Source organism: Pirellulaceae bacterium, from assembly GCA_019636385.1.
Taxonomy (GTDB): Bacteria; Planctomycetota; Planctomycetia; order Pirellulales; family Pirellulaceae; genus Aureliella.
In genome coordinates this window covers 65,321-89,860 of record JAHBXT010000004.1, presented here as the reverse complement: position 1 = coordinate 89,860, position 24,540 = coordinate 65,321, and the positions used below count along the sequence as shown (strand labels likewise).

16 protein-coding genes are annotated in these 24,540 nt (G+C 54.8%); 10 read left to right on the top strand and 6 right to left on the bottom strand.

What is annotated here, in order from left to right; all coding sequences use genetic code 11:
* Positions 1-38: 38 nt before the first annotated feature.
* The 3 genes from pepT (at position 39) to KF752_14880 (ending at position 5,869) form a co-directional block, all read left to right on the top strand.
* Positions 39-1,319 (top strand): peptidase T, encoded by a 1,281-nt coding sequence (gene pepT, locus KF752_14890; GenBank protein MBX3422838.1) that lies wholly within the window; start codon positions 39-41, stop codon positions 1,317-1,319.
* A 320-nt stretch (positions 1,320-1,639) separates the two neighbouring features.
* Positions 1,640-4,306 (top strand): pyruvate dehydrogenase (acetyl-transferring), homodimeric type, encoded by a 2,667-nt coding sequence (gene aceE / locus KF752_14885; protein MBX3422837.1) that lies wholly within the window; start codon positions 1,640-1,642, stop codon positions 4,304-4,306.
* A 48-nt stretch (positions 4,307-4,354) separates the two neighbouring features.
* A complete protein-coding gene (locus tag KF752_14880) occupies positions 4,355-5,869 on the top strand; it encodes a 2-oxo acid dehydrogenase subunit E2 (protein ID MBX3422836.1) in 1,515 nt (504 codons plus the stop codon).
* A 74-nt stretch (positions 5,870-5,943) separates the two neighbouring features.
* Here the strand turns inward: KF752_14880 and KF752_14875 are convergent, their stop codons facing one another.
* A complete protein-coding gene (locus KF752_14875) occupies positions 5,944-7,755 on the bottom strand; it encodes a glycosyltransferase family 39 protein (protein MBX3422835.1) in 1,812 nt (603 codons plus the stop codon).
* Positions 7,756-8,123: 368 nt separating this feature from the next.
* Between KF752_14875 and KF752_14870 the strand changes: the two genes are divergently transcribed.
* The 4 genes from KF752_14870 to KF752_14855 all read left to right on the top strand — a co-directional run bounded on the left by KF752_14870 (position 8,124) and on the right by KF752_14855 (position 13,148).
* Positions 8,124-8,648, top strand: coding sequence for a hypothetical protein (locus KF752_14870; protein MBX3422834.1), 525 nt, complete (start codon positions 8,124-8,126; stop codon positions 8,646-8,648).
* A gap of 552 nt (positions 8,649-9,200) precedes the next feature.
* The gene (locus KF752_14865; GenBank protein MBX3422833.1) at positions 9,201-9,791 is read left to right on the top strand and encodes a response regulator; all 591 of its coding nucleotides are present in this window, start codon (positions 9,201-9,203) and stop codon (positions 9,789-9,791) included.
* 12 nt (positions 9,792-9,803) lie between these two features.
* Positions 9,804-10,916, top strand: coding sequence for a HAMP domain-containing histidine kinase (locus KF752_14860; GenBank protein MBX3422832.1), 1,113 nt, complete (start codon positions 9,804-9,806; stop codon positions 10,914-10,916).
* A 189-nt stretch (positions 10,917-11,105) separates the two neighbouring features.
* The gene (locus KF752_14855; protein ID MBX3422831.1) at positions 11,106-13,148 is read left to right on the top strand and encodes a S46 family peptidase; all 2,043 of its coding nucleotides are present in this window, start codon (positions 11,106-11,108) and stop codon (positions 13,146-13,148) included.
* 4 nt (positions 13,149-13,152) lie between these two features.
* Here the strand turns inward: KF752_14855 and KF752_14850 are convergent, their stop codons facing one another.
* The 3 genes from KF752_14850 to KF752_14840 form a co-directional block, all read right to left on the bottom strand.
* Positions 13,153-13,800 (bottom strand): hypothetical protein, encoded by a 648-nt coding sequence (locus tag KF752_14850; protein MBX3422830.1) that lies wholly within the window; start codon positions 13,798-13,800, stop codon positions 13,153-13,155.
* Positions 13,801-13,880: 80 nt separating this feature from the next.
* Positions 13,881-15,254, bottom strand: a complete 1,374-nt coding sequence (locus KF752_14845; GenBank protein ID MBX3422829.1) for a Gfo/Idh/MocA family oxidoreductase — start codon at positions 15,252-15,254, stop codon at positions 13,881-13,883.
* A gap of 158 nt (positions 15,255-15,412) precedes the next feature.
* The gene (locus tag KF752_14840) at positions 15,413-16,801 is read right to left on the bottom strand and encodes a DUF1598 domain-containing protein (protein ID MBX3422828.1); all 1,389 of its coding nucleotides are present in this window, start codon (positions 16,799-16,801) and stop codon (positions 15,413-15,415) included.
* 133 nt (positions 16,802-16,934) lie between these two features.
* On the opposite strand from KF752_14840, the gene KF752_14835 reads away from it, so the two are divergent.
* The 3 genes from KF752_14835 (at position 16,935) to mutY (ending at position 21,531) form a co-directional block, all read left to right on the top strand.
* Positions 16,935-18,953, top strand: a complete 2,019-nt coding sequence (locus KF752_14835; protein ID MBX3422827.1) for a sigma 54-interacting transcriptional regulator — start codon at positions 16,935-16,937, stop codon at positions 18,951-18,953.
* Between the two features lie 87 nt (positions 18,954-19,040).
* Complete coding sequence (locus KF752_14830; GenBank protein ID MBX3422826.1) at positions 19,041-20,360, top strand: PDZ domain-containing protein; 1,320 nt, start codon at positions 19,041-19,043, stop codon at positions 20,358-20,360.
* Positions 20,361-20,373: 13 nt separating this feature from the next.
* Positions 20,374-21,531, top strand: coding sequence for an A/G-specific adenine glycosylase (gene mutY / locus KF752_14825; protein ID MBX3422825.1), 1,158 nt, complete (start codon positions 20,374-20,376; stop codon positions 21,529-21,531).
* 67 nt (positions 21,532-21,598) lie between these two features.
* On the opposite strand, the gene KF752_14820 is transcribed toward mutY, so the two are convergent.
* Positions 21,599-22,747 carry an FAD:protein FMN transferase gene (locus tag KF752_14820; GenBank protein MBX3422824.1) on the bottom strand — a complete coding sequence of 383 codons (1,149 nt, stop codon included), beginning with the start codon at positions 22,745-22,747 and terminating at the stop codon, positions 21,599-21,601.
* A 125-nt stretch (positions 22,748-22,872) separates the two neighbouring features.
* A complete protein-coding gene (locus KF752_14815) occupies positions 22,873-24,495 on the bottom strand; it encodes an HlyD family efflux transporter periplasmic adaptor subunit (GenBank protein MBX3422823.1) in 1,623 nt (540 codons plus the stop codon).
* Positions 24,496-24,540 lie beyond the last annotated feature (45 nt).

The window sequence follows — 24,540 nt, the reverse complement described above, 5'->3', positions numbered from 1 at the left end:
CGTGAGCGGTTACGATTCTTGTTCACGTTGACTTGGCTATGAATCAGTCACCAGTTTCTAAACACCGCCAGCCCATTCAGCGCGATCGGTTGCTGAGCCGATTCTTGCGCTACGTCCGAGTGGGAACGCCAGCCAATGCACAGACTCAGCAGTATCCAAGCAGCCCAGGGCAGTGGGAATTAGGGCGAATATTGGTCAGCCAACTCAGGCAGATGGGCGCGCAGGATATTGTTCACGATGAGCACGGTTTGGTGTGGGCCACCATCCCTTCCACCATGACTAGCGATTGTCCGACGATTCTGTTCAACGCGCATTTAGATACTTCGCCCGAAGCTCCGGCCGAAAACGTGCGACCGCAGGTGATTGATAGCTATCAAGGTGGCGATATTCGCTTGGGCAGCTCCGGCAAGTCGATTTGCGTGCAGGATACTCCTGAACTACAGAGCCAGCTTGGTGGGCATACGTTGATAACAACTGATGGCACAACGCTGCTTGGTGGCGACGACAAAGCGGGCGTTGCGGCCATCATGGAACTAGCCGAACACCTGCTGGAGAATCCACAACTGCCGCATGGCCCGGTGCGCATCTTGTTTACGTGCGACGAAGAAATTGGTCGCGGTGCCGATCATGTGTCGATTGACATGGCCCAGGCGAGCGTGGCTTACACCCTGGACGCTGCCGGTGCTTATCACGTGGAAAATGCAACCTTCTCCGCAGATATGCTGGAAGTGATCGCTGTGGGACGCAACATTCACCCGGCCATCGCCAAAGGCAAAATGGTCAACGCCATTCGCGGGCTCAGCCTGTTGCTGGCCGAACTACCTGCCGATCGATTGACGCCCGAAACAACTTGCGACAGGCAAGGCTTCTTGCATCCCTACCTGATGACCGGCGGAGTAGGGGAGGCGCGCGCTCACATCCTGCTGCGCGACTTTGAGACGTCCAAGCTAGGGGATTACGCTGACCTGGTGGGGACGCTGGCGAAGGAAATCAGCAGCCGAATTCCCGGCCTACAGTTCACGATCAACCGGCAACAGCAATATCGCAATATGGCGGAGGGACTGCGTAACTGTCCACTTGCGGTCGAGCTGGCTGTTCAAGCGCATCAGCGATTGGGAAAACAGCCCTGTTTGTCAGCGATTCGCGGTGGAACCGATGGGGCACACTTCACCGCCATGGGATTGCCTACTCCCAATTTGTCTGTTGGACAGCACAATGTGCACAGTGTGCTGGAATTTGCGTCTTTGGACGAAATGTCTTATGCCGTTGAGCACGCCATTGAGCTGCTAGCGATGTGGGCAGAGTGTCCCGTAAGCTAACTGGAAAGCAATCCCAGCGAAGTGGGTAATCGAAGGGGACTGGTAGGAATCGGTCTTGGATAATCGGGCTCAATCGCGGACAATCTAAGTAGCGCTTGGCAGTTGGTTGTGGTCCGCCGAATCTGCTGTGTACTTACAGAACCGTTTGAGATATCAACAGCGGTTAGCCAACTTTAGAAGCTCTGGAACAACACGTTCGCAGTTCTGCGTGGCTAAGGCCATGCGACACATATCAGGTAGGAGTCGAGTTCATGTCGATAGTAGATCGTGACACAAACGACACCAATAGCGAACTCCCGATGGGCGAGTTGGCTGGTGAGGTGACTCAGCCAATCGACATTGACCCAGTGGAGACGGCTGAGTGGATGGCCTCGCTGGACTATGTTCTGAAGAGCAAAGGCGGCGATCGGGTCAAGTATTTGCTTAAGGCGTTGGACACCAAGGCTCGCCGTGAAGGCGTGGATGTGCCTCTGGAGGTAAACACTCCGTACATCAACACTATCCCGCGTCACAAGCAACCGGCCTACCCGGGCAATCGCGAGATCGAGCGACGCATCAAAAGCATCATTCGTTGGAATGCGATGGCCATGGTGCAACGGGCCAACAAGAAATACGATGGCATCGGCGGACATATCAGCACGTTTGCTTCCAGTGCCACGCTGTACGAAGTGGGCTTCAATCACTTCTTCCGTGGTCGCGGCCCCTCCGGCTACGATGGCGACATTGTTTACTTCCAAGGCCACGCATCTCCAGGCATGTATGCTCGCGCTTATTTGGAAGGACGCTTAACGGAAGAGAACTTGGAATGCTTTCGGCGTGAACTGCAAACGGTCCGTGGTCTGAGCAGTTATCCGCATCCTTGGTTGATGCCAGATTTTTGGGAGTTCCCCACAGTGTCGATGGGCTTGGGGCCGATCATGGCCATTTATCAGGCTCGATTCAACAAGTATCTGCGAGATCGCGGCATCAAGGACACTTCCAATCAGCGAGTGTGGGCTTTCTTGGGTGATGGCGAATGCGATGAACCCGAATCGCTGGGCGCCTTGCACTTGGCCGCCCGCGAAAGGCTGGGCAATCTGATCTTCGTCGTCAACTGCAATCTGCAGCGCTTGGATGGCCCGGTGCGCGGCAATGGCAAAATCATTCAAGAGCTGGAGGCGGTCTTCCGGGGCTCTGGCTGGAACGTCATTAAAGTGATTTGGGGGGACGATTTCGATACGTTGCTGGAAAAGGACACAACCGGAAATCTGGTGCGGCGCGCCGGGGAAGTTGTCGACGGCCAGTTCCAGAAATACACTAACATGCCCGGGTCGTACATTCGCCAGCATTTCTTTGGTAAATACCCCGACGTGGCTGAGTTGGTAGCCAATTATTCCGATGAGAAATTAGAAAAACTGCGTCGCGGTGGCCACGATCCTGAGAAGGTATTTGCTGCATTCAAGGCGGCCGTGGATAACACGGAACAGCCAACGGTCATCCTGGCTAAGACGATCAAAGGTTATGGGCTAGGCGAAGCCGGAGAAGGCAAGAACGTGGCGCACAATCAAAAGAAGCTCAACGAGCAGGAGCTATTGGAATTTCGTAGCCGCTTTGGCATACCCATCTCCGACGACGAAGTGGTCAGCGCGCCATTTTACAAGCCGCCCGATAGCAGTATCGAAATGAAATATCTCCGCGAACGACGTAAGGTGCTAAACGGTCCGGTACCTAGTCGTCCAATGGAGCATCCCAGAACCCAAGTACCGCGACTGGAAGAGTATTCGGCGTTTGTCAAAGATAGCGGCGGCAAACCGATGAGCACCACGATGGGCTTTGTGCGGCTGCTATCCAAGCTGTGCAAAGACAAGCAAATTGGCAAGTATATCGTGCCGATTGTTCCCGATGAATCGCGGACTTTCGGTATGGAAGGTATGTTCCGCGAAGTCGGCATTTATGCGCACTCGGGACAACTGTACGAACCGGTCGATTCCGAGCAGTTGCTGTATTACAAGGAAGCTCAAGACGGGCAGATTCTGGAAGAAGGGATTACTGAAGCCGGTTCGATGTCCAGCTTCAACGCGGCTGGTACAGCCTATGCCACTCACGGAGTCAACATGATTCCGTTTTACATTTACTACTCGATGTTTGGCTTCCAGCGCGTTGGAGATCTGATCTGGGCCGCCAGCGATATGCGTGCCAAGGGATTCTTGGTCGGCGGTACATCGGGCCGTACGACGCTCAACGGTGAAGGCTTACAGCATCAAGATGGTCATAGTCAACTCAATGCAATCGCTTTTCCATTTGTTCGTGCGTATGACCCGGCTTATTCGTATGAGACCACGGTCATCGTTATGGATGGTCTGAAGCGGTTGTACGAAGATGGCGAGACGGCCATTTACTACATCTCTGTGGAGAATGAAAACTACGAAATGCCCGCGATGCCTGAGGGCGTGACCGAGGGGATTATTCAGGGTATGTACAAGCTGACCAGCCGTGATGTTCCTGGCGCCATTGCGCGCGTGCAGCTGTTTGGTACCGGTCCAATTCTCCGCAGCACACTGGCGGCTCAACAGCTACTAGCCGAGCGCTATCGCGTGGCCAGCGATGTGTGGAGTGTGACCAGCTATACTCAGCTCCGCCGCGATGCCCAAGATGTTGAGCGTTGGAATATGCTCAATCCGACTGCCCAACCCAGATGCAGTTACATTGAACAGCAGTTGTCGGGAGTGCAGGGACCGTATATCGCGGCAAGCGATCATGTCCGCGCTGTGCCTGAACAATTGACGCGATATATCCCGGGCGATTATTTCGTGCTCGGGACCGATGGCATGGGGCGCAGCGAGACACGCGAGGCGCTGCGACGACATTTTGAAGTCGATGCACAGTCGATCACAATCGCCGCCCTATATCGCCTAAGCAAACAGCATGTGTTGCAACCAGCTGATGTGGCTAGTGCGATTCGCGATTTGGATTACGACCCGCAGAAGGTCAATCCGATGTTTGCTTGATCTAAGGTTTGGGTGTGACTTTCGCAAATTGCTGGAAAGTATGTAACGATGTCCATTGATGTAAAACTGCCGGACTTGGGTGACGGCATCGAGTCGGGTGACGTATTGGAAATCTACGTTACCGAAGGCGAGGCGGTCACCAAGAATCAAGGATTGATCGAGCTGGAGACGGACAAGGCGACCGTCACGGTTCCAAGTCCACTTTCAGGCACGATCCGCAAGATTTTAGTGGCCCCAGGACAGTCGATTGCGGTGGGGGCTGTTATCGTGCAATTGGAGGCTACCGGAGCTGCGCCGACGACCAAGCCAGCCGCGCCAGCGCCAACGGCTAAGCCAACGCCCACACCTGCACCTGCACCTGCACAGGACCAGGTTTCACCGGCCAGTGCCACCCCGGTTGTGTCTACTCCTTTGACTCCACCAGTTGCTGTGTCATCGTCGGCAGCCGCCACGACCGCGTCCAGCGCAGCGGCGATGGGAACAACCGGTCGAGCCTCCAGCAAACAATCAACGTCCGCCTCGACATCAGCAACGGCCCCATTGACTTCGGTCGCAACTACCGCCAGTACCAATGCGGATACTGTGGTTGCTGCTTCACCGGCCGTACGCCGGTTTGCGCGAGAAGTTGGAATTGACTTGAGCCAAGTTCATGGGACGGGTGATGGCAGCCGAATAACGCGCGATGACGTTCTGCTGGCCGTTCGCAAGTCGTCAGCTCTCGCCGCACAGTCCCAGACTGCCGTGCCGCCGGTACTTCAGCCCGACCGGTCACCAGCCGCCACAGTGGATGTTCCGTCAGGAGCTTCGGGTGCTCAGGCCACGGCGCTGCCCGGCACACCTGGACGAGATGACTACGGACCGGTTCGCACCGAGCGGCTAACCAAGATTCGCAAGACGATCGCCACGCAAATGCACAAGTCGTGGAGCACGGCGCCTCAAGTGACCAACTTTGACGATGCCGATGTCACTGAATTGGAAGCGTTTCGAGTCGCCAGCAAAGATGATTATGCGGCGCGGGGCATCAAATTGACCTCGCTGCCGTTCTTGGTGAAGGCCGTAGCAGCTGCGCTGCGCAGTCATCCGATGCTCAATGCCTCGCTGGATCTTGAAAACGAGCAGCTCGTGTACCATGACTATGTGAACTTGGGAATAGCAGTCGATAGTCCACGCGGTTTGGTGGTTCCCAACATTCGCAACGCGCATCAGATGAGCATTCCCGATATTGCGCGTGCTTTGGCCGACATGGCCCAGCGGGTGCGCAGCGGCGAGTTCAGCGTCAGTGAATTGCGGGGTGGAACGTTTACAATCAGCAATTTAGGTGCCATTGGAGGAACCTACAGCACACCAATCGTTAATGTGCCTGAAGTCGCAATTCTGCTTGTGGGACGTACTAGGCGCTTGCCTGTGGTCATGGACGACAATTTGATCAAGCCTCGTCAGATGATGCCGCTGAGTTTGTCCTATGACCATCGCCTAGTGGATGGTGGTGCAGCCACGCGATTTCTGAATGACGTCATCGGGCTATTGGAAGCCCCCAGCAGATTGCTGTTGGCGCTCAGCTAGTGTTATTCGTCGTTCGCCGATGGTGGTTGTTGGCTCCCACCAACAATCTTGTCCGATCAACCGTTCCTCGCGACCTATCTGGCGGGGATCGGTCGAGCCGATGCGGAATGGGTTCCGGCCGGCTCAGGTGCTCTGATGACGAACATATCACGATGTCCCGGGCACTGCTGGAAGTCTAGCGTGTCGGCCGCTTCGGCTCTGAGTTGTGCTACTTCTTGGCGATCCGTCAGAAGAATCGCTCCTAATGGATGGGCTGCAATTGCCTGAAGCTCCTGTAGCGAAGTAGCCGTGATGACGCTGGTGTGCGCCGGTAATTCCAATTGGAACGCGTTGGGCAAACGATCATAAAACACGACTGTTTGTGTGGGATTGCTGGTGAGCATCTGACGAACCAACTGCAAATCGCTACGCCAATAGGAAAACTGAGGTAACACTTGACCGAATCCGAAGTAACCAACCAGCAGGCTCGCACCCATTGCATAACCCCATGGCCAGTCGAGCCACCGCCGATTGCTGGGAGCAAACCACTTCAGCCACACCAAAGCGGCCGTTACCAGCAATCCAAAAATAATGGCTGTCTCAGTCAGTTGTCGCGCCAGGTAACCATGTAGCGGGATCAAGATCAAGCCGCCAATTAGTACGAGCAGTGTGCCAATCCGCGCGCCTTGACGCGACCAATGCACAATGGGCCCAACGGCAGCAGCTTGGCCGGATATCAATGTTGAGTTCGCAGGCGGTGTCTGGTGACTCCGCTGCGCAACCCACGCGCGGTGCAGGCAGACGGCAATCGCCAAGCTCAGCAGTGGAACGCTTGGTAGAATGTAGGCAGGCAGCTTGCCATCGGACAGTGAAAAGAAGAATACAACCCAGCTTGCAGAAAGTAGGACAGCGCCTAGGGGTTGGCACCGCATTCGGCAGACCAGCGGTTGGGATGACGTCAAGAATCGCAGTGCGGCTGGTATTAGAAAAGTCGTTGGGGCCATGGCCACTAACAGAATCGGCAGATAGAACCAGAAAGGTTGCTCGTGCTGAAACGTGTCCGTAAAACGCTGAAAGTTATGCTTCCAGAAGAAGTACTGAATGAAGCCGGGTTGCTTCAATAGCATCAGCACAAACCAGGGGGCAGGCAGCGACAGGGCGGGAGCGAGCACCGCAAGATAATGCCAATGATGCAACTGACGCACCTGATTGCTCAGGCGATAATAGATGCCCACAGGAGGAATCGTTAACAAAAGGGCGATTGGACCCTTAGTCAATATACCTAGACCGATTGCCACTCCGGCCAGGATAAGCCACAGGCCGGTGCTTCGAGAGGATTCGCGATGCAATGCCATGATCATGGCCAGCGAGGCTGTCGTTGTTGCAAACGTCAAGATAGCATCGGTCAGTAAAAATCGACTAGCGACGGCTAACAACCCAGTGCACAGCAAGCAACAAGTTCCGGCGACCGCAGCTCCCGTGCCAAATAGTTTTCTGCCCAAGACGTAGGTGGTTAGTATCGTTAGCCATGCAGCCAACGCTACCGGCGCACGAGCCGCAAATTGAGACACGCCCAGCAGATGGTAACTGGTCGCGATCGACCAGAAGAGCATGGGCGGTTTATCCATGTATGCTTGGCCACTAATTTTTGGAACGGTCCAGTCTCCTGTCTCGTACATTTCCAGAGCGATTTGGGCGTATCGCGTTTCGTCGGGTTCAAACAGCGGATGATTCAAGCTGTGGCCGATTGAAACTGCGGCCAGCGTCATCACGGCTACTCCGGCAAGCCAAGCCATGCGGTGGTTGTCAGCGGCTGGAGCATTTTCGGAACGTTGGCCCGGAAAGGCCGACTTGTTCCACCAGAGTTCCAGTAGATTAAGGACTGAGTCTGCAACTCTTCTGGTCACCCGAATCGCCTTCCGCCATCCGGTTGGTCGGCCACTGAGTTGGTTTGACTTGGGAGTTTTTGTAGTGAGGGTGTCGTCCAAGATTATTCCTGATCTGGGAGCACTGATTGATTGCAGGAGCCATTGATAGCGGCATACTTCTGTAGCACAGCCTCTGGCAACAGGTCAATGTGACCGCACAAACTCGTAGGTATTTCGCCCATGACATGCTGGTCGAGACGACGAACGGGTCACACCAAAAATTTGGAAAAAAATCTCCGAGTCCGTCAAAAATATGCGTTCGGCCCGCGACTACCAATGTGCAGTTCATCGCTGGCTCGTGTTGACTGGCGACGCGAATTGCATACATCTGCTGTAGGAGCGGAAGCATGTCCCGTATGGTCAGCAAAAAATCGAGATTTTTGGCAGTCTTGGCAATAGTGGCAGTTTGGGGGCTTGGCTGGAACGCAGCTCAAGTGACCGCTAGGGAAACAATCCCCTTAGGCGCAAAATCAGAGTCCACTAAAGCGGCGGAATTACAGAATGAGAGCGATCAGGTACCCGGAACGCCTGATCCAAACAGCAAGAGCGTCAAGATTCGCAAGCCGCGAGCTGCAAAGCAAGCAACGGATATCGACGCGTTGCCTGAGGCACCGGTAGGCCGTTTGCCTCGGTATTTCGCAGGCTTGGTAGATCCCGAACAGCGAGACAGAATTCGGGAGCTTCAAGCCGACTTTCGTCAGCGTATAGAGGAACTAACACAGCAACTGGATCGGCTCAAGCAGGAAGAGCTAGCGGCTTGTGAGGAGGTGTTGACCGATGCGCAGCGCAAGTTATTGCAACGCAAGCGAGCCGAAGCGCACGCCCAATTTGCTAACAAGCGCGAGCTGCGGGATTCATCTCCCACCGAGTAACATTCAGCAACCGAGTAACATTCAGCAAAGGTGCATGAGCTTCTTGGTTTAACCGCGCGGGCATCGCCCCGCGCGGTTACCAAAGGTCGTATGGCCTCATCTGATGGGCACGCGGCTCTCCAAGTTGCTCACTTTGGTTGACCGGTGCGGTTTGTCAATTGCAGCTCAGTGCTTGAATTGTCATGTTCAAGCAGAATGTGAAGTGGGCGCAATTTAGGAGGAATTTTTAAGGCAGTTAACTGCGATTGTCGTAAGTGCCTATCTGTTCTAATGTTGCGTAGAATCTATCGGTATTGACCCAAACAGCCCAATCGTTATAATCCAACGCACTTCTGACAATTCTGGCAAGATTGGTCAGGATGGAAAATGCTGAGGGATACAGAACACAAGCAGATTGGGGTTGGTCTTCGATCTGTGTTCTTTGCGCAACACACGGTAAGTCGGTTTGCTGAAGGCGGAGCTGGGGTCAGGGAAGAGACCACTTAGGATTCTCTGGTCTGATTCGATAGCTTGGCTGTGGCAACCGTCGATCAGGAAGGATGGTGGGAGCCAATGTCGACAACCAAGACAGTCTTTACGACAGGTGAAGCAGCCAAGATATGCAAAGTTAGTCAGCAAACGATTATTCGCTGTTTTGACAACGGGACATTGAAGGGATTTCGAGTTCCCGGAAGCCGATTTCGAAGAATTCCTCGCGACCAGTTGTTTTCTTTCATGAGAGACAACGGCATTCCCACGGATGCCCTCGAAAATGGCAAGAAGAAGCTGCTGATTGTCGATGACGAACAAGACTTGGTGGATTTGATGGCCGACGCTTTCGCGCGGGATGGTCGTTTCGATATCCGCACCGCGAACAATGGCTTTGCGGCCGGTATGCAAGTCAAAGAATTCCGACCAGACATGGTTGTTCTAGACGTCATGCTGCCAGACATCAACGGCAAAGAGGTCTGCCAGCGAGTTCGTAGCGACAGTACCCTCGATTCGGTCAAGATCATTTGCATTTCGGGGATGATAGAGCAAGACAAAGTTGCCAGCCTCCGCGCCGCCGGTGCCGATGACTTTATGCAAAAGCCATTTACCGTCGATCGACTGATCGAAAGAGTTTGCGATTTACTGGAGATTGACCGGCCGGTGGCGCATTAGTGTCTCCCTGTTGTGACTCGTCATACCCTAAATGATATTCATTTCTCGGCCGAAACGTGGCATCAGTTGGTTGGCCTGTTGCTACGCTCGCTGTCTGCCGATAGTCCACAGTACTTAGACGTTGCTGCCAAAAGTCACTTAGCCGACTTGGCCCGCTCGGATGCTGACTGCGCAGCTTGGCTATGCCACATTGCGATACCAGCAGACGCAGGCGGGCCGCTTGGAACGGTTGACGACCGCAGAGGCAGGGTGCCAACTAATGGACGCTTGCCCAGCGTTGATGGTCTGCTGACTTGGAACGAGGCGCAGTTCTGGGAGGATCCGATAGCGTGGGATGATCTGCTTGGCGCACTGGGGTCGCTTCCGCAGAACTCGCCGCAGGCCCAACCCGTCAGGCAGGCGGCGCACACGGCGCTGCGCTTGCGAGGTATGCAACGTGCATACGCTAGTCAACTGGAGCACGAAAAGTGCGAAGTACTATACCAACTGGCATATGGACTGAGCCACGAACTAAACAATCCGCTGGCCAATATTGCGGCGCGGGCAGGAGTGCTGCTGGAAAAATGCCATCAGCATTCTGATCGATTGTTGTTGGAATCCATTCTGGACAGCGCGCTGCGGGGCGCGGAGATGCTTGGTGACTTGATGCTGGTCGCTCGGACTCCCCAATTGCGGCTGGAGGATGTCGACTTGGCAGAATTCGGTAGCCAGGTCCAGCAACGTGGAGCCGACTGGGCGCGGCTCAGGCAAGTACATTTCGACTGTCTCTGGCAACTGACCGACATTGTGAGTCTCGATCGACGCTTGCTGGAAGAGGTCATTTGGGCAGTGCTCCGCAATGCTCTCGAGGCGTCGCTACCGGGCCAGACCGTGCGTTTGACGGCCGGGCGGTCAGACAATCAATTGACGGTACAGATTGATGATCAAGGTGCGGGGCTGAGCCAGCAGGCTCTTAAGCATTGCTTCGATCCCTACTACAGTGGACGAGAGGCCGGGCGTGGCTTGGGACTGGGATTGACCAAGGCCCGGCGACTAGCGCAAATTCATCGTGGCCACGTTAAACTGGCTAACCGAGCCACCGGCGGGTGTCGAGCCAGCGTGGTTGTGCAACTGGGGACTTGGTAAGCGTTGCGGTGAGGCAGGGTGGGGCAGCAAGCCGATGCAGCAGGAATGATTCCTTCGAGAGGCATCTTCAAGCATAGTAGGAACGGCAGAGTCGACTTGAACAACTTGCGCCGGCCCGCCACGATCTGGACCGAGTTTGGATGAAGCGTAAATGTCACTTTCCGGTAGGAGCTTGAAATGCATATACGAATGGGTCGATGGCTGTTAATTCTGTTGTTCTTGGTGCCTGGTAGCTTCAGTGCGCTGGCTGACGAGGGAATGTGGCTATTCAGTGAACTGCCCACGCAGCACCTCCAAACCGTACACAGTTTTGTGCCGCCCGCTGGCTGGGCAGAGCATTTGATGAAGTCCAGCGTTCGTTTCAACGTTGGCGGTTCGGCATCGTTTGTATCCAGTCAGGGTCTGGTTTTGACGAATCATCATGTGGCATCGGACACGCTGTTTAAGTTGTCGAACGAAAAATACAACTACTTGCAGGATGGATTCTTAGCGCACAGCCGATCCGATGAGCTAAAGGCTCCTGACTTGGAGTTGAATCAACTGGTCAGCATCCAAGACGTCACGCAGCGTGTCCAGAACGCGGTGACCAAGCAGATGTCTACATCAGAAGCGGTGGCGGCGCGGCGGGCGGTCATTGCTGAGATCGAAAAGGAGTCATTGGATCAAACCGGACTGCGCAGCGATGTGGTCACACTTTTCGGCGGCGGTCGTTATCACTTGTATCGCTACAAGCGTTATACCGATGTCCGGTTAGTCTGGGCTCCCGAGTCAGCTATCGCCTTTTTCGGCGGTGATGCCGATAACTTCGAATACCCGCGCTTTTGCTTGGATGCTTGCCTGATGCGAGTGTACGAGAATGATCAACCCGCCAAGATCGAGCACTACTTGCGGTGGTCGGCGGAGCCATTGACTGAAGGTGAGCTGGTGTTCGTATCGGGCAATCCCGGGCGTACCAATCGCATCTACACCACAGCGGCGCTGAAGTATTTGCGTGACCATCGTATGCCGTATGTGCTGAATATGCTCCGACGCCGCGAGATTGCGTTACAACAGTTCAGTTTGCGAGGTGTCGAGCATGCGCGACGCGCCAAAGATGATCTGTTCGGCGTGCAAAATTCGCGTAAGGCCTACTTGGGAATGCTGGGTGGTTTGCAAGACCCGCAGCTCATGCAGGCCAAGCAACAGGCGGAAGAGAGGTTAATCGCCACGGCCCAGGCAGATACGACCCTTGCACAAGTAACCGATGCGATTGACTCCATCGCCGGTATCGTGCAGCAACGATCGACCATGCTTGGCAAGGATATAGTCGTGAATAGTCAATTGTTTCATATCGCCAGGACAATAGTGGAGCTGGTGGCGGAGGATCAGAAGCCATCAGGTGAGAGGCTGCATGAATATGCGGATGCCGGTCGTGCTTCGCTGGAACAGCAGCTATACAGCGCAGCGCCGATCTATGCTGACCTGGAAAGCTGGCTGATCGCCGATTCGCTGTCATCGCTGCTGGAAGCTCGCGGAGCTGACGATCCTCTGTGTCAACAGATCATGCATGGTATGAGCCCAGCCGACCGAGCGGCCGATTTAGTTGCGCGTTGTCAACTGGCTGATTTCGAGGCCAGAAAACGCTTGGTCCACGGAGGTCCGCAAGCAGTCGCTGCTAGCACGGATGCGATGATCGAGTTGGCGCGATTGCTGGATGCCGATCACCGCCGGTATCGCAAACAGGACGAAGATCTGAACGAGCAGGAGAAGCAAGCCTACGCCAAGATTGCCGAGGCGCTATTCAAAATCAACGGTACCTCTACCTATCCCGATGCAACGTTCACACTCCGTTTGGCGTATGGTACGGTGCAAGGATACCAACAGGCCGGCATGTGGCTCGCACCCTGGACAACGATGGGTGGTACTTTTGAGCACGAGGCCGCACATCGTGGCCAAGCGGACTTTGTGTTGCCTGAATCTTGGAAGATCAGTCGTGACAAGATTGATCCCAGCGTCCAATTCAACTTCGTCTCCACTGCCGACATCATCGGCGGTAATTCGGGAAGTCCTGTAGTAAACCGCGCAGGTGAATTGGTTGGTTTGATCTTCGACGGTAACATTCAATCCTTGACTGCCAACTACACCTTTGATGATCGACAAATGCGAGCCACATCCGTTTCCGGTATGGCCATCAAACATGCTCTGCAGCGGGTCTATGGCGCGGATAAACTGGCCAGCGAACTGGGCAACTAGCAAGTTACTGGCGCGCGAGCACGGTGTTGATAACCCGAGCCACTAGGGAATCGCTGGCAAACGGACCATCGCGGCCAAGTTGCCGCAGTCGTTCGTAGCGGTCGTCGCTGGCGAGTACGGCGATGCGCGAGGCTTGATCGGGTTGATGCAGAAAGTCGTTGCGTAGCTGGCTGTACAGTCGCTGAAACTGCACGATGGAAAGTTCGACCGCCAAGTCGATTTTTTCGAGTTGTTCGGCGCTCAGCCCAGCCTGGGTGTAAGGCTGTAGCAGTCGGTCGGCAACGGAGCGCCAATGCAATCTCAGCTCTTCTTTGTCAGTGATACCCACAGCCTCCCAGCCGCGATTCTTGGTTCTGCCTAAAAAAACCAAAGACTCCTGTCGCTGCCCGTGAGTGTCCGTTGCGTTGCTCAGTACCAGCACTAATTGTTCAATCGGTGACAGTGGCTCTGCCGTGTATTGCTTGGGTGGTACAGGTGTGCTGCTGGCCGTCGCTGTTGCCTGGTTGATTGAGGTGCTTTCAGGAGAATTCGCGGCTGGTACGACTTCATCTGCCACGCAGCGTTTGGGGGCGGAGCAAATAAAATATCCTAAAATCGCCACCAGGAGCACGCCACATGCTTGGCGCATCCAGATTTCTGGCCCTTGCAACATACTCGATGTCACACCTCGTGAAAGCTCTACGGACAGTCCCGCAGTGCATGATATGGATCAAAGTTCAATCGGTCCAAACTCTACGACAATTCGGATTGACCGGGAATTGCATATTTGACTTCAGGTAGCGTGCCAGCCCAATCCAAATCTTTCGGGAATAAATCGAGTGTTGACTTTTGGGTCAAGAACTCCCAGGTAACCCGGCGTCCCGAGTAAGCTGTTAAGCGTCCCATGACGGCGGTCAGCGAGCTATCAGCGGTTTCCTTCAGTTCGACGATCGGTTGTCCAGCGCGGATCGAGTCGATCAAGTCCTTGTGTTCCTGTTGATATGCTTGGCTGATGCTGCCTTTCATCGACCAGATTTCCTTGCCGGTACGATCAAGTATTTTCGAGCCACCGTTGCCCGCTGCGATGTGGCAGGTGCCCTGGGTGCCGTAAATCACGTTGTTGTTGTAGCCATCGGTGCGCGGAATCTGCCTGCACATAAATGACAACAGGCGATCACCGGGATAGACATAGTCGATCGCCATATTGTCCCACATTTGGCTATCTTCGGGTCGCGTAAATCGACCGCCGGAACCATATGCCTCTTCGGGTGGACCACCCATGACCCAGTTCATCACGTCGATATTGTGAACCGCCTGTTCGGCGATTTGATCACCGCTGAGCCAAATGAAGTGCATCCAATTGTAAATCTGGTATTCGACATCGCTCATGCCCTCTTTGCGAGGCCGATACCAAATGCCATCTGCACAATAGCGGCTGACTGCACTGACAATGTCGCCAATGGCGCCGGCGCGAATCTGCTCGATGGCCCCTACATAGTTGGTCTGACGACGGTATTGGGTACCTGTCACAATCCCTAGTCCTTTGCTCAGGGCTAGCTCATGTGCCTCTAGGCACACACGATAGCCGGCTACGTCGACGCAGGTTGGCTTTTCGGCGAACACATGTTTGCCAGCTTGAATGGCTTCCAAGATATAGTAGGGCCGAAATCCCGGGGGCGTGGTCATGATCACCACGTCGATCTGTGGATCGTCCAAGATACGCTTGTAGCCATCCAAGCCGCCATACATGCGGTCAGCGGGCAAGTCCATTTTTTCGGGATGCCGTCGAGTGATCTGATTGGCTTTACTGGCGCAGTTTTCGGGATAGACATCGGCCGCTGCGGACCACAGGACGTTTTCGTTAATGCTGAGCGAATCATCGACAGCTCCAGTGCCTCGACCACCGCATCCCACAACGCCGATGCGAAGGGTGTGCTGTTTCTCCTGGGCCGCCACCGAGCTGTGTACCATCAGGGCTGCTGCGCCAGCACCGGCAGTCGTGTTCAGAAAGTTGCGTCGATTGGTAGTTGAACTCACAGTTTGAGTCATGAAACGGTTCTCGTCGTCAGTGGTAACAGAGCGAATTGCAGCGCGATGGTAGCTACGTTCGCCAGAACGTGCAGGCATTGTAGTCACGTTCGTCGAAAACGTGGAGGTCTTCAGCCACGTTCACCAGTAAAACGGAGCAGGTCAGCTACACTGGCCGTGACCGCAGTACCCTACAGGAGTGTTTCACGTTCTAAGCGAACGTGGCTGTAACTTCCGGCGGACACTGCTACCAAACGCTAGTCCCACCACCACTGTTGGCCGCTGGCAGCAGATTGCAAGCGAATCGACTTGACTGATTCATCCTGAGTTGCCAATTGGCTGACAATCTTCCAGGGATTGATCTCCACACCGCCACTGGCTGATATTGTCCAGCCGGCCTGACCGCGAATGAAGCTACATTGCGGCTCGAGCCATTTAGGGACCTGCCACTCGGGGGTGGGCAATGGCTGATCCGACTGGCCGAGCAGCAACGACAAATCACAACCAGACAACTGTTGTAACTGCTGACTGCTGATTATGGTCGCCACGATATTCAGGTCCATGATGCTTCGCAGGTCGCCAAAAGCTGGCTCCAGGGCACACAGTTCGTCAAACTTTTCGGTGAACATATCTGCCCAACGCTGTGCTTGTTTGCTGACGTTGCCGCTACCGACGCGGTTGCCAGTGGCGTCTACAGAATCATCTTCGGTCAAGGTCTTGATGCCTCGACCTGAGATCTTCCAAGCGAGCCGATCTTGGCTGTGCGCAATCGAGTCGTAATCGCAGGTAATCCACCAGCGTGGTTGGACGCCCCGCTGAGCACCGGTATTTCTTATCATCTCCAAATAGCTAGGAAGGTTTTTTATCGGAGAGGACGTCAGGTTCATTGCCAAACGCTTCATCTGAAAATCGGCTGCAACCAGCGTTTGCGCCATTCGCGAATTCTGTGGCAGCCCTGTCAAGGTCACACGCTGAGGCCCAAAAGCTTCGCGCAGGGCCGGCTCGGCAGTCGATGGGCTGAATCCGCTACCGCTTCCAATCCGTGACAGCAACTTCTCAAGCCGCATCTGGCCTTCGGGAGTAGGGTCAATCGACACGCTAATTACTTGATCGCGTGTGTCAGAGGAGCTTCGCAATGCAACCAGCAAATCTTCAAGCCGCAGGACTGGACGTCCGCTCTGCTTGCCCACGACGCTGGCATCATCGCGAATGGTCCACGTTTCGGCGGGCCCCGCCAACACAATGTCACCGTCCGCTGAACCGTCCGTGGCTTGAGGATAGACAAAGACATACTCGATTCGCTGCAAGCCTGCCAAGTAAAGTACGTCGTCCGGCAATTGCGAACCTTCGCTAATGGCTTGAGCCAACAGTCGTTGCAATTTAACCAGTGAAACCATGCGCAGGCTCACGGAATCAACTAGTTTGCCTGTCGGTGACTGGGCGGTTTTACGAAGCCGATCGAGCACCTCGGCACGCTCGGCCAAAGTAGCGTTACGGACTACGCCTTGGGCGTCAACGCTGACTCCGCCGACTACAGGAAATCTAGGAAATGGAGTAATCTGAGCCTGTACCGTCAGCGGCCAGCAAGAAAGAGCCGCGACCACAACTACCAGCCTATTAAACCAGGTAAAATGACCTGTGAACATGTACCGACTCCGAAGAGGTTCTTCTAGCGAGATTAAACTGAGGGAAGATTCGCATTCCCTGAGAAATGCGGTAAACATTAGTAGTAGGCAGGGTTGGCCAAGTCTCTTTAAGACTACTTGGCATGGGTAAACAATGCAACAAACAACCTCACATTCTCAAGCTTATCTCGTGATCCAATCCGGCAATCGTTGGACCGATATCCTTAGGCTACAAGACAACCAAATTGTGACTATCGGCCGTTCCTCAGACAATCAAGTGGTGGTTCAGGAAGACAGAGTAAGTCGCCGTCACGCAGAGATTTCGCGCCACCAGGGGGGGTGGCAGGTCGCCGATTTGGGCTCGCGCAACGGTACGCAGGTAGCGGGTGTAACGATTGCAGGGCCGCAGACTTTGACCGGCGGCGAGCGGATTACGGTCGGTAGTTGTCACATGACCTTTACCTTCCAGCTGTCAGAGCTGTTTCCGGGCCAGATCGATGAACCGGCCAGTGATGTACAGGCAACACGTGACGGTGGCCAACCGCCAGTCATCGTCCAGCGATTGTCGCATTCGCAGTGGTCGGGTCAATTCGAGTTACCGTTGGCCAAATCGGATCGCGATGACAAGTGGAACTTTTTTTATCGGCTGATCTTTGAGCTTGCGCAGTGTCAGTCGGCTGACCAAGCTGCCGCTGTAGCACTGGATCATCTGCTGACCGAACTTGAATTGACGGCCGGCGGCGTCGTCAAGCTTGATGAGCCGGCTCAGCGTGACACGCCCAGTGGCTCGACCAACAACCATCAATCACAGGTAGACTATCGACTGGCGGTGTTAGCGATCCGTCAATCGCCGGGACGCAGCTATCATCGCGTCAGCGATTTTTTAGTTCGCAATGTGTTGCGGGACCGGCAAGCCGTCTTAGCGCGCAACGTCGATGACGACTCGGATTTGACTGCGCCGAGTGTGTCCGGAGTTCACGGCGCAGACAGCGTTTTGTGTGCTCCGCTTTGTTTGCGCTCGCCCCAGGCGTCCGATCGAATTTTGGGGCTGCTGCATTTATATACGCACTCCGATCAGCGACCTCTGACCACGCAGGACTTAGACATTGCAGTGGGTGTTGCCGATAATCTGGCCATTGCGTTACACAATCTACAACACCAACAACAATTGGCAGATGAACTGGCCGCCAGGGAGCGAAAGATTGGCCAACTTGAACAGCAGCTTCAAGTCCAATGGGAATTGGTGGGCAGTTCGCCTTCAATGGAACAGCTCAAGCAGTCCATTGCCCGCGCCGCTCCTTCGTTGGCCACGATTCTAATTCGTGGAGAAAGTGGTGTTGGCAAGGAGTTGGTGGCGCGGGCCATTCACCAGGCTAGTCAGCGCCGGCAGGGACCACTGGTGTGCCTGAATTGTGCAGCGCTGGCCCCGACGCTGTTGGAAAGCGAGCTGTTTGGTCATGAAAAAGGTGCTTTCACTGGGGCCTCTGAGCGCAAGATTGGCAAATTCGAGGCGGCTCATCGGGGCACGCTGTTCTTGGACGAGATCGGTGAAATGCCCATCGAATTGCAGTCGAAATTCCTGCGAGTACTAGAGGGACACGCGTTTGAACGATTGGGAGGAAATAATCGAATTGAGGCCGACGTTCGTGTGATTGCAGCCACCAATCGGAACCTGGAAGAGGCGATTTCGACCAGGCTCTTTCGCTCCGACCTCTACTACCGGCTACGCGTCATCGAGATTCTGGTTCCGCCCCTTCGAGACCACCTTCAAGACATCCCAGATTTGACACTGCACTTCTTGAAGCTGTATCTTCCTCACGCCAATCGACGTTTGGTAGGTATTGACCCGGCAGCGCTGCAGCGATTGTTAAGGCACTCCTGGCCCGGAAACATCCGCGAATTAAAAAATTCCATTGAGCGCGCCGTTGTACTTGGCCAAGGCAGCACACTGACCGTCGATGATTTAGGTTTGTTAGAGGAAGGAAAATCAACAACCGTCAGTCAGCTGCTCACGGATGTTCAGCCGCTGGGTTCACTTGAAGATATGGAACGCCGTCACATTCTAGCAGTGCTCAAGCAAGTCGGGGGCAGTAAGAGCAAGGCTGCGCAACTGTTGGGAATCGAACGTTCGACACTTGACCGAAAGCTGAAGCGATACTCAAATCTCAGTTGAAGAATTTTCACCTGCGACCGGTGGCGGCGCAGTTCAGCGCGGTTGCCAAGCGCCACAGTCGCCCATTATCGACAAGGAATACTGCCAGTGACTGAATTGCCGGTCGTCCATCGCAGCGACTCATGCGGCGTGCAGCCTTGCTGCAAACCGGTCAGGGTCTGCCCGGTGTTGGCGACCGGGGCGCTCACCTTGGCCGGGTGGATTGTCATGGCAGCTTGTAGTCCATTTTGGGGGATACATGCGTTCGGACAGCAGTCGTTGGATTCAGGCAGCGCAGCGTCGACCGCCGCGCTGGCTCCAGCGGATGCGGATGAAATAGCCCTACTGATCGATCAGCAGATTCAACGCTTGGGCGACCGCAATTACCGCTCGCGACAAATGGCCCGTGCCCTGCTCGAGTCACATCCGCAGCTGACATTGCAGCAGATTCAGGGGTGCATATTGCACGTCGAATCCGTTATTGGAATTCAGTTGGTGGAACTACTGAGTGGACTGGCCCTGCATACTGACCTTTCGATTAGCTCAGCGGCCACGGATACATTGAACACTTTGGCCAATCAAGCCACCAGTGTCGGTCGAACCGCCATCAATAGTCTGAGCGCAATTGCTGACTTGCAAGAAGAGAAGGCGGTTGAGATGTTGAGCTATCAAGGCGCCTACATCGGTCCGCAGAACTTTAGTATCAACGGAACCATCAATCAAGCCGATACGCCGCTATCGCTGCACATCGACGAAGACTTCAAGGGCAGCGACAGCGATTTGCATTGGATTCGATACCTCAAGTCGATTCAGGTAGCCTACCTTAACGGCTCTAAGATCAGTCCCGTGGCGATCGCCAGCATCAGTCAACTGAAATCATTGAGAGCCATTAAATTGCGTGGCGTTACCTTGACGCACGAGCAATTGTTGGAGTTTCGGTATTTGACGCGCTTGGAGCATCTGGGATTGTCGTACGTCAAAGTGGACGACAGTTTTCTGCCCGTTCTGATGCAGCTGCCCATCAGCCAGTCGATTCGTCTGTATGGTACTCAGGTCAGCCTGCGCGGCGAACAACAGTTGCGTGCGCACTTTAATGGCGTTGAAATATTTCGAGGCGCAGGTGGTTTCTTAGGAATCTCATCCACGCAGACTTCAGCGGTAGTCGAGCAAGTGACGCCAGGCTCGGCCGCAGCGCTAGCCGGCATTCAGCCGGGCGACATGATCTTGGAAGTCGGCGGCACCAAGATCAAGACCTTCAGCGAACTCCGAAAGCAGCTAGGTAACTATGAAGCAGGTCAAAGTGTTGAGCTACGTGTGCTGCGTCCTCCCCAGGGTCGTTTTCGAGTGCCAGGATTGCAGCCCCAGCCCGATAATGTGGGGTCGATCGAGTTGACCCTTAGTGCTCTGCTGCAAGAAGAAAGTTTATAGCGAACTGTCGCGCATGGATGACCATTATTCAAAGGCAGAATGTCAGAAGTTTCGCCGACAATTGACGAGTTGGTACGCCGCCAACCATCGTCAACTACCGTGGCGAAAATCGCGGGATGCCTATCGCATTTGGATCAGCGAGTCGATGCTCCAGCAGACTCAGGTTGCCACCGTGCTGGCTTACTTTGAGCGCTTTGTCCAGCGTTTTCCGGATGTGCATTCACTAGCAGTGGCCGATCAGCAAGAGGTTCTCCAGCTGTGGGCCGGACTGGGCTATTACCGCCGTGCGCGAAATCTGCACTTGGCCGCTCAACAGATTGTCCAGCAATTCGCTGGCCAGTTTCCCGATCAAGTCAGCCAGTTGCAAACGTTGGCGGGTATTGGTCGCTATACGGCTGGGGCCATTGCCTCGTTGGCGTTTGACCGGCGAGCGCCTATCGTCGAGGCCAACACTCAGCGTCTGTTCAGTCGTTTGATGGCGCTGCGCGAACCGGTCGACTCGGTGACGTCGCAGTCACGACTGTGGCGATTTGCCCAGTCGCTGTTGCCACCCGGTGGTGGCTCGGGCCGCGTCAATCAAGCGCTGATGGAATTAGGTAGTCAAATTTGCACTCCCGCTCAGCCTGCATGTCATCGTTGTCCCGTTCATGAGTTCTGCGCCGCCCGCCGCCAGGGACTGGAGCACCAGTTACCAACCAAGTCGAGCAAGCCAAAGCCCCAACCGCTCACTCACGTGGGGCTATTGATTTGGAACGGTCGCAAGCGGTTTTTGATGTACTGTCATCAGCCTGGGCAGTGGTGGGAGGGATTGTGGGATTTGCCGTGGATCGAGTTGGAAAGTGAAATAAGCCAATCCATGGGAAAACGTCAGTCGGCTATGATTCAACAGCGTATTTGGGAACGATACAAGCTTGATGTTCAAGTAGAACACTCAATCACCAGTGTGCGTCATTCCGTTACTCAGTATCGAATCACCTATCACTGTCTGGCAGCGGCGCTTCAGGAATCGTCAATAACCAAAGGCTGCGGGTTACGATGGACCAGTCCGCTGACTTTGCCGGCTGCTACTGCCCGATTCCAGCGGCTATGCAAACAAGGGCTGTTGGAGCCTAACCGCCGCATTTCTGTCTGTGGCGCAGTGCGTAGTAATGGTCGCCACGTGCGCACCTAGCTACGGTCGCCATGACAGTGGGTTTCCCCGCGTGACAATGGTGCCTGACCTGTGTCGAGATGTCGGCTTATTGGTCCGACCAATTGCAGTGCTCGATTTTCTGGCTGCCTGACTTTGGGGCGGTATAAACCAAGATCGCGCGGATCGTAGGATGCTGCTGGCAAAAATCGCGCGCGGCCTGGGGTCCGAGAATGAACAGTCCAGTGGCCAGTGAGTCGGCCACTGCCGCGCTGGGGCAGATCACGGTCGCGCTCATCATTTGATCGGCCGGCCAACCACTGCGCGGGTCAATCAGATGACTGTAACGCCGTCCGCCGAAGTGAAAGTACTGCTTGCCCGACCCACTCGTTCCTAACGCTTGATTGTGTAGCGTAAATGTCTCAAGCGTTTCTTCCCATCGCCAAGGATGCTTCAATGCCACCTTCCAGCCGTTACTCAGCGGACCGCTGCGACGACCATAGGCTACAATGGAACTCAGGCCACCGTGAATCATAAAGTCATTCACGCCGGACTCCAACAATAGTTCGGCCGCACGATCCAAGGCGTAGCCTTTGCCGATGCCTCCGGTATTGATGCACATTCCGGGTTGCGAAAGTGCAATCGTGCTGGAGTCATCGTCAACTTGCAAATGCTGAGTGCCAACCTTGGCCAATGCGGATTGAATCTGCTCTGGGGATGGCAGGGAGCCTTGACGGCGAGAAAACCCCCAGGCTTCCGACAGACTTCCGGCCGTTACGTCAAAGGCACCGCCCGTCCAGCGATGGACGTCGATGGCCAGATGTACTAACTGTAACGTCTCCTGGTCCACCCAGACGGGTCGCAGACTTCCGAAACGGTTAACCTTGCTGACGTAACTGTGCGGTCGATAGACGCTCAGCGAATTCTCAATATGTTCGATCAGTTGCAGTGTCGTTAGTGCGGCGTCTACTCCAGTCGCATACTGGTGCTGATTGAGCAGTATCTCGAACTGGCAACCCATCATCGGGCGACTCACAGCTTGCAACAGTGGTCGCTTGCCAAAATCTAAAATCGATTGGGAGACAGTGGGATCGAGGGTGCCTGACAAATGCTGGTTGCGATTGAACTCGCCATCAATTCTCGTGCTATCAATTCGCAGTAGCTTGTCGCGTAAATCAGAAACTCGCAGTGTGTCTTGGACAACCCTGGCCCCAACCCCTAAGAGACTAAACCAATCCTGCACAGTGCGCTCAGACATGGAAAGGTTACCTCTTGCAGATAGCTGCGGTCGCCAAGAACGTAGGCTTGTACGCTGCCACCGCCATCAAACCTGAAGCGAGGGGGTCTGCTCTCAGACTCGGTGAGCCCAAATCGAAACGTGAATTACTGAGCGGCAGTGGTCGTTGGAGGTGGAGTCAGACTCTCCTTGGTGACTCGAATTGGCACTTCCACGGTTTCTACCCCAGGTATTGGTGTAACCACCACGAAGTCGCCAGAATGAATGTCAGCCCGGCCTACATCACACACCAAGTATTCCTTGTCAGGTTGATCCGGAGGTATGTAAGCCCCAACTACTTCAACACCCTCCAGAACTTTCAAGAATCCAGCCTGCCATCGTTCTGGATCAGGCCGCTTGGGTGCCGTGGGGTTGGTATCGTCGCCAGCTCGATCGCTGACCAAGGTTGGACGCAATTGCTTGGATGGATCCGACGGCTGGCCGCCGTCATCGGTCGACTGGCTGGAATGGCGCCCCTGGACGACCTCAAAAGCTCTCTTGTCGGGCTCAAACTTCCAAACGCGGTGTGCATCGGTGGCCGGCTTGACTCCGAGTTTAGGAATCAACATCAATTGTGTGGCCGGCTTGGCCTTCAGGATCACATCGACGAACATGCCTCGCACCAACGACATCGAAGATTCGCCAGGCGCAGTTCCGTTGAGCAAATATTCACTGGGTCGGTCTACGACGATACGTAGCGGAACCATGCGGTTCTGAGGGTCCAGGCCAGATCCGTCGAAGCGATCGAGCTTGCCCTTCCATTGGTAGACTGCCGAATGCCGGCCGCCCAGTCGGAACACAATTTCGGCTTCGACCGGCGGTGGTTTTTGCAACGTGGCCAAAGTCGAGTTGAGTTGCCGATCGTGGCTGACTATGTTCTGGTCCAGAATCCAATACAACTGATCCATCCGCAAGCTACACGACACTTCAGCTTTGGAAATGTCTTCTATGGTCAGCAAGTTCGTTCCCCGCTGGACGTACGAATCGCGCTCGATCTGTTCGCGAACAACGATACCGTCGACAGGCGAACTGATTTCGGTACGCTGCAAATTCAGTCTGGCTTGCAGCAATTCCGTCTCGGCCATTCGACCGGCCAATTCAAGGCGCTGGCGGCGAGTCCGCAGACTGTCGGCTTGATTGGTCAACGTGACCCTTTGATTCATGGAAGAGAGCATCTGTTGTTTCGCGGCGCCCAGCTCAGCTAGACTGGCAAAGTTTTGCTTCAACTCGGCCGTGCGTTTGAAATCGGCTTCAGCCAGTTCGTATTGGGCTTGGGCCAATTCCAGCAACCGCTGCGTATTCTGTAGCTCCTGTTCATTTTCGCGCAAGGCAACTTGTTCCTGGTTCAAACGCTGAGTCAAACGTTCGATCTCGTACTCATAATCGCGAGGGTCGATCTTCAGCAGCACCTGACCTTGATGAACGTGATTACCGGGGCGCACCGAGATGTCCTTGTCGACAACGCGACCGCTCACTTCAGCAGCCAGCAATATTTCTCGGTAGGGAACGACCACGCCCGATGCAGCGATATCCAGCGAATCAGTCAATGCGCGCACAGTCTCCACCTGTGCGGCGGGCATGACGGACAGCAGCGATGCTTCGTCCGAACCCAATTTGGGAATCTTGGCTGGCTCAGGGGCCTTCACCGCAAGAAAAAACCCAACGCCAGTAGCAACCAATAGCAGAGGGACAATAAGCCCCACAACGGCGTGAACGCCTCGCTTGAACATTATAAAATCATTCTCAACGGATCAGGGCGAGGTAGAAACTTGGGG

Excerpts from the sequence above, each read along its gene's own strand:
- KF752_14865 (MBX3422833.1), top strand. The coding sequence starts at position 9,201 with ATGTCGACAACCAAGACAGTCTTTACGACAGGTGAAGCAGCCAAGATA.
- KF752_14815 (MBX3422823.1), bottom strand. The coding sequence starts at position 24,495 with ATGTTCAAGCGAGGCGTTCACGCCGTTGTGGGGCTTATTGTCCCTCTG.
- KF752_14835 (MBX3422827.1), top strand. The coding sequence starts at position 16,935 with ATGCAACAAACAACCTCACATTCTCAAGCTTATCTCGTGATCCAATCC.
- KF752_14855 (MBX3422831.1), top strand. The coding sequence starts at position 11,106 with ATGGGTCGATGGCTGTTAATTCTGTTGTTCTTGGTGCCTGGTAGCTTC.
- KF752_14850 (MBX3422830.1), bottom strand. The coding sequence starts at position 13,800 with ATGTTGCAAGGGCCAGAAATCTGGATGCGCCAAGCATGTGGCGTGCTC.
- pepT (MBX3422838.1), top strand. The coding sequence starts at position 39 with ATGAATCAGTCACCAGTTTCTAAACACCGCCAGCCCATTCAGCGCGAT.
- KF752_14880 (MBX3422836.1), top strand. The coding sequence starts at position 4,355 with ATGTCCATTGATGTAAAACTGCCGGACTTGGGTGACGGCATCGAGTCG.
- KF752_14845 (MBX3422829.1), bottom strand. The coding sequence starts at position 15,254 with ATGCCTGCACGTTCTGGCGAACGTAGCTACCATCGCGCTGCAATTCGC.
- KF752_14820 (MBX3422824.1), bottom strand. The coding sequence starts at position 22,747 with ATGTCTGAGCGCACTGTGCAGGATTGGTTTAGTCTCTTAGGGGTTGGG.
- mutY (MBX3422825.1), top strand. The coding sequence starts at position 20,374 with ATGGATGACCATTATTCAAAGGCAGAATGTCAGAAGTTTCGCCGACAA.
- KF752_14870 (MBX3422834.1), top strand. The coding sequence starts at position 8,124 with ATGTCCCGTATGGTCAGCAAAAAATCGAGATTTTTGGCAGTCTTGGCA.
- KF752_14840 (MBX3422828.1), bottom strand. The coding sequence starts at position 16,801 with ATGTTCACAGGTCATTTTACCTGGTTTAATAGGCTGGTAGTTGTGGTC.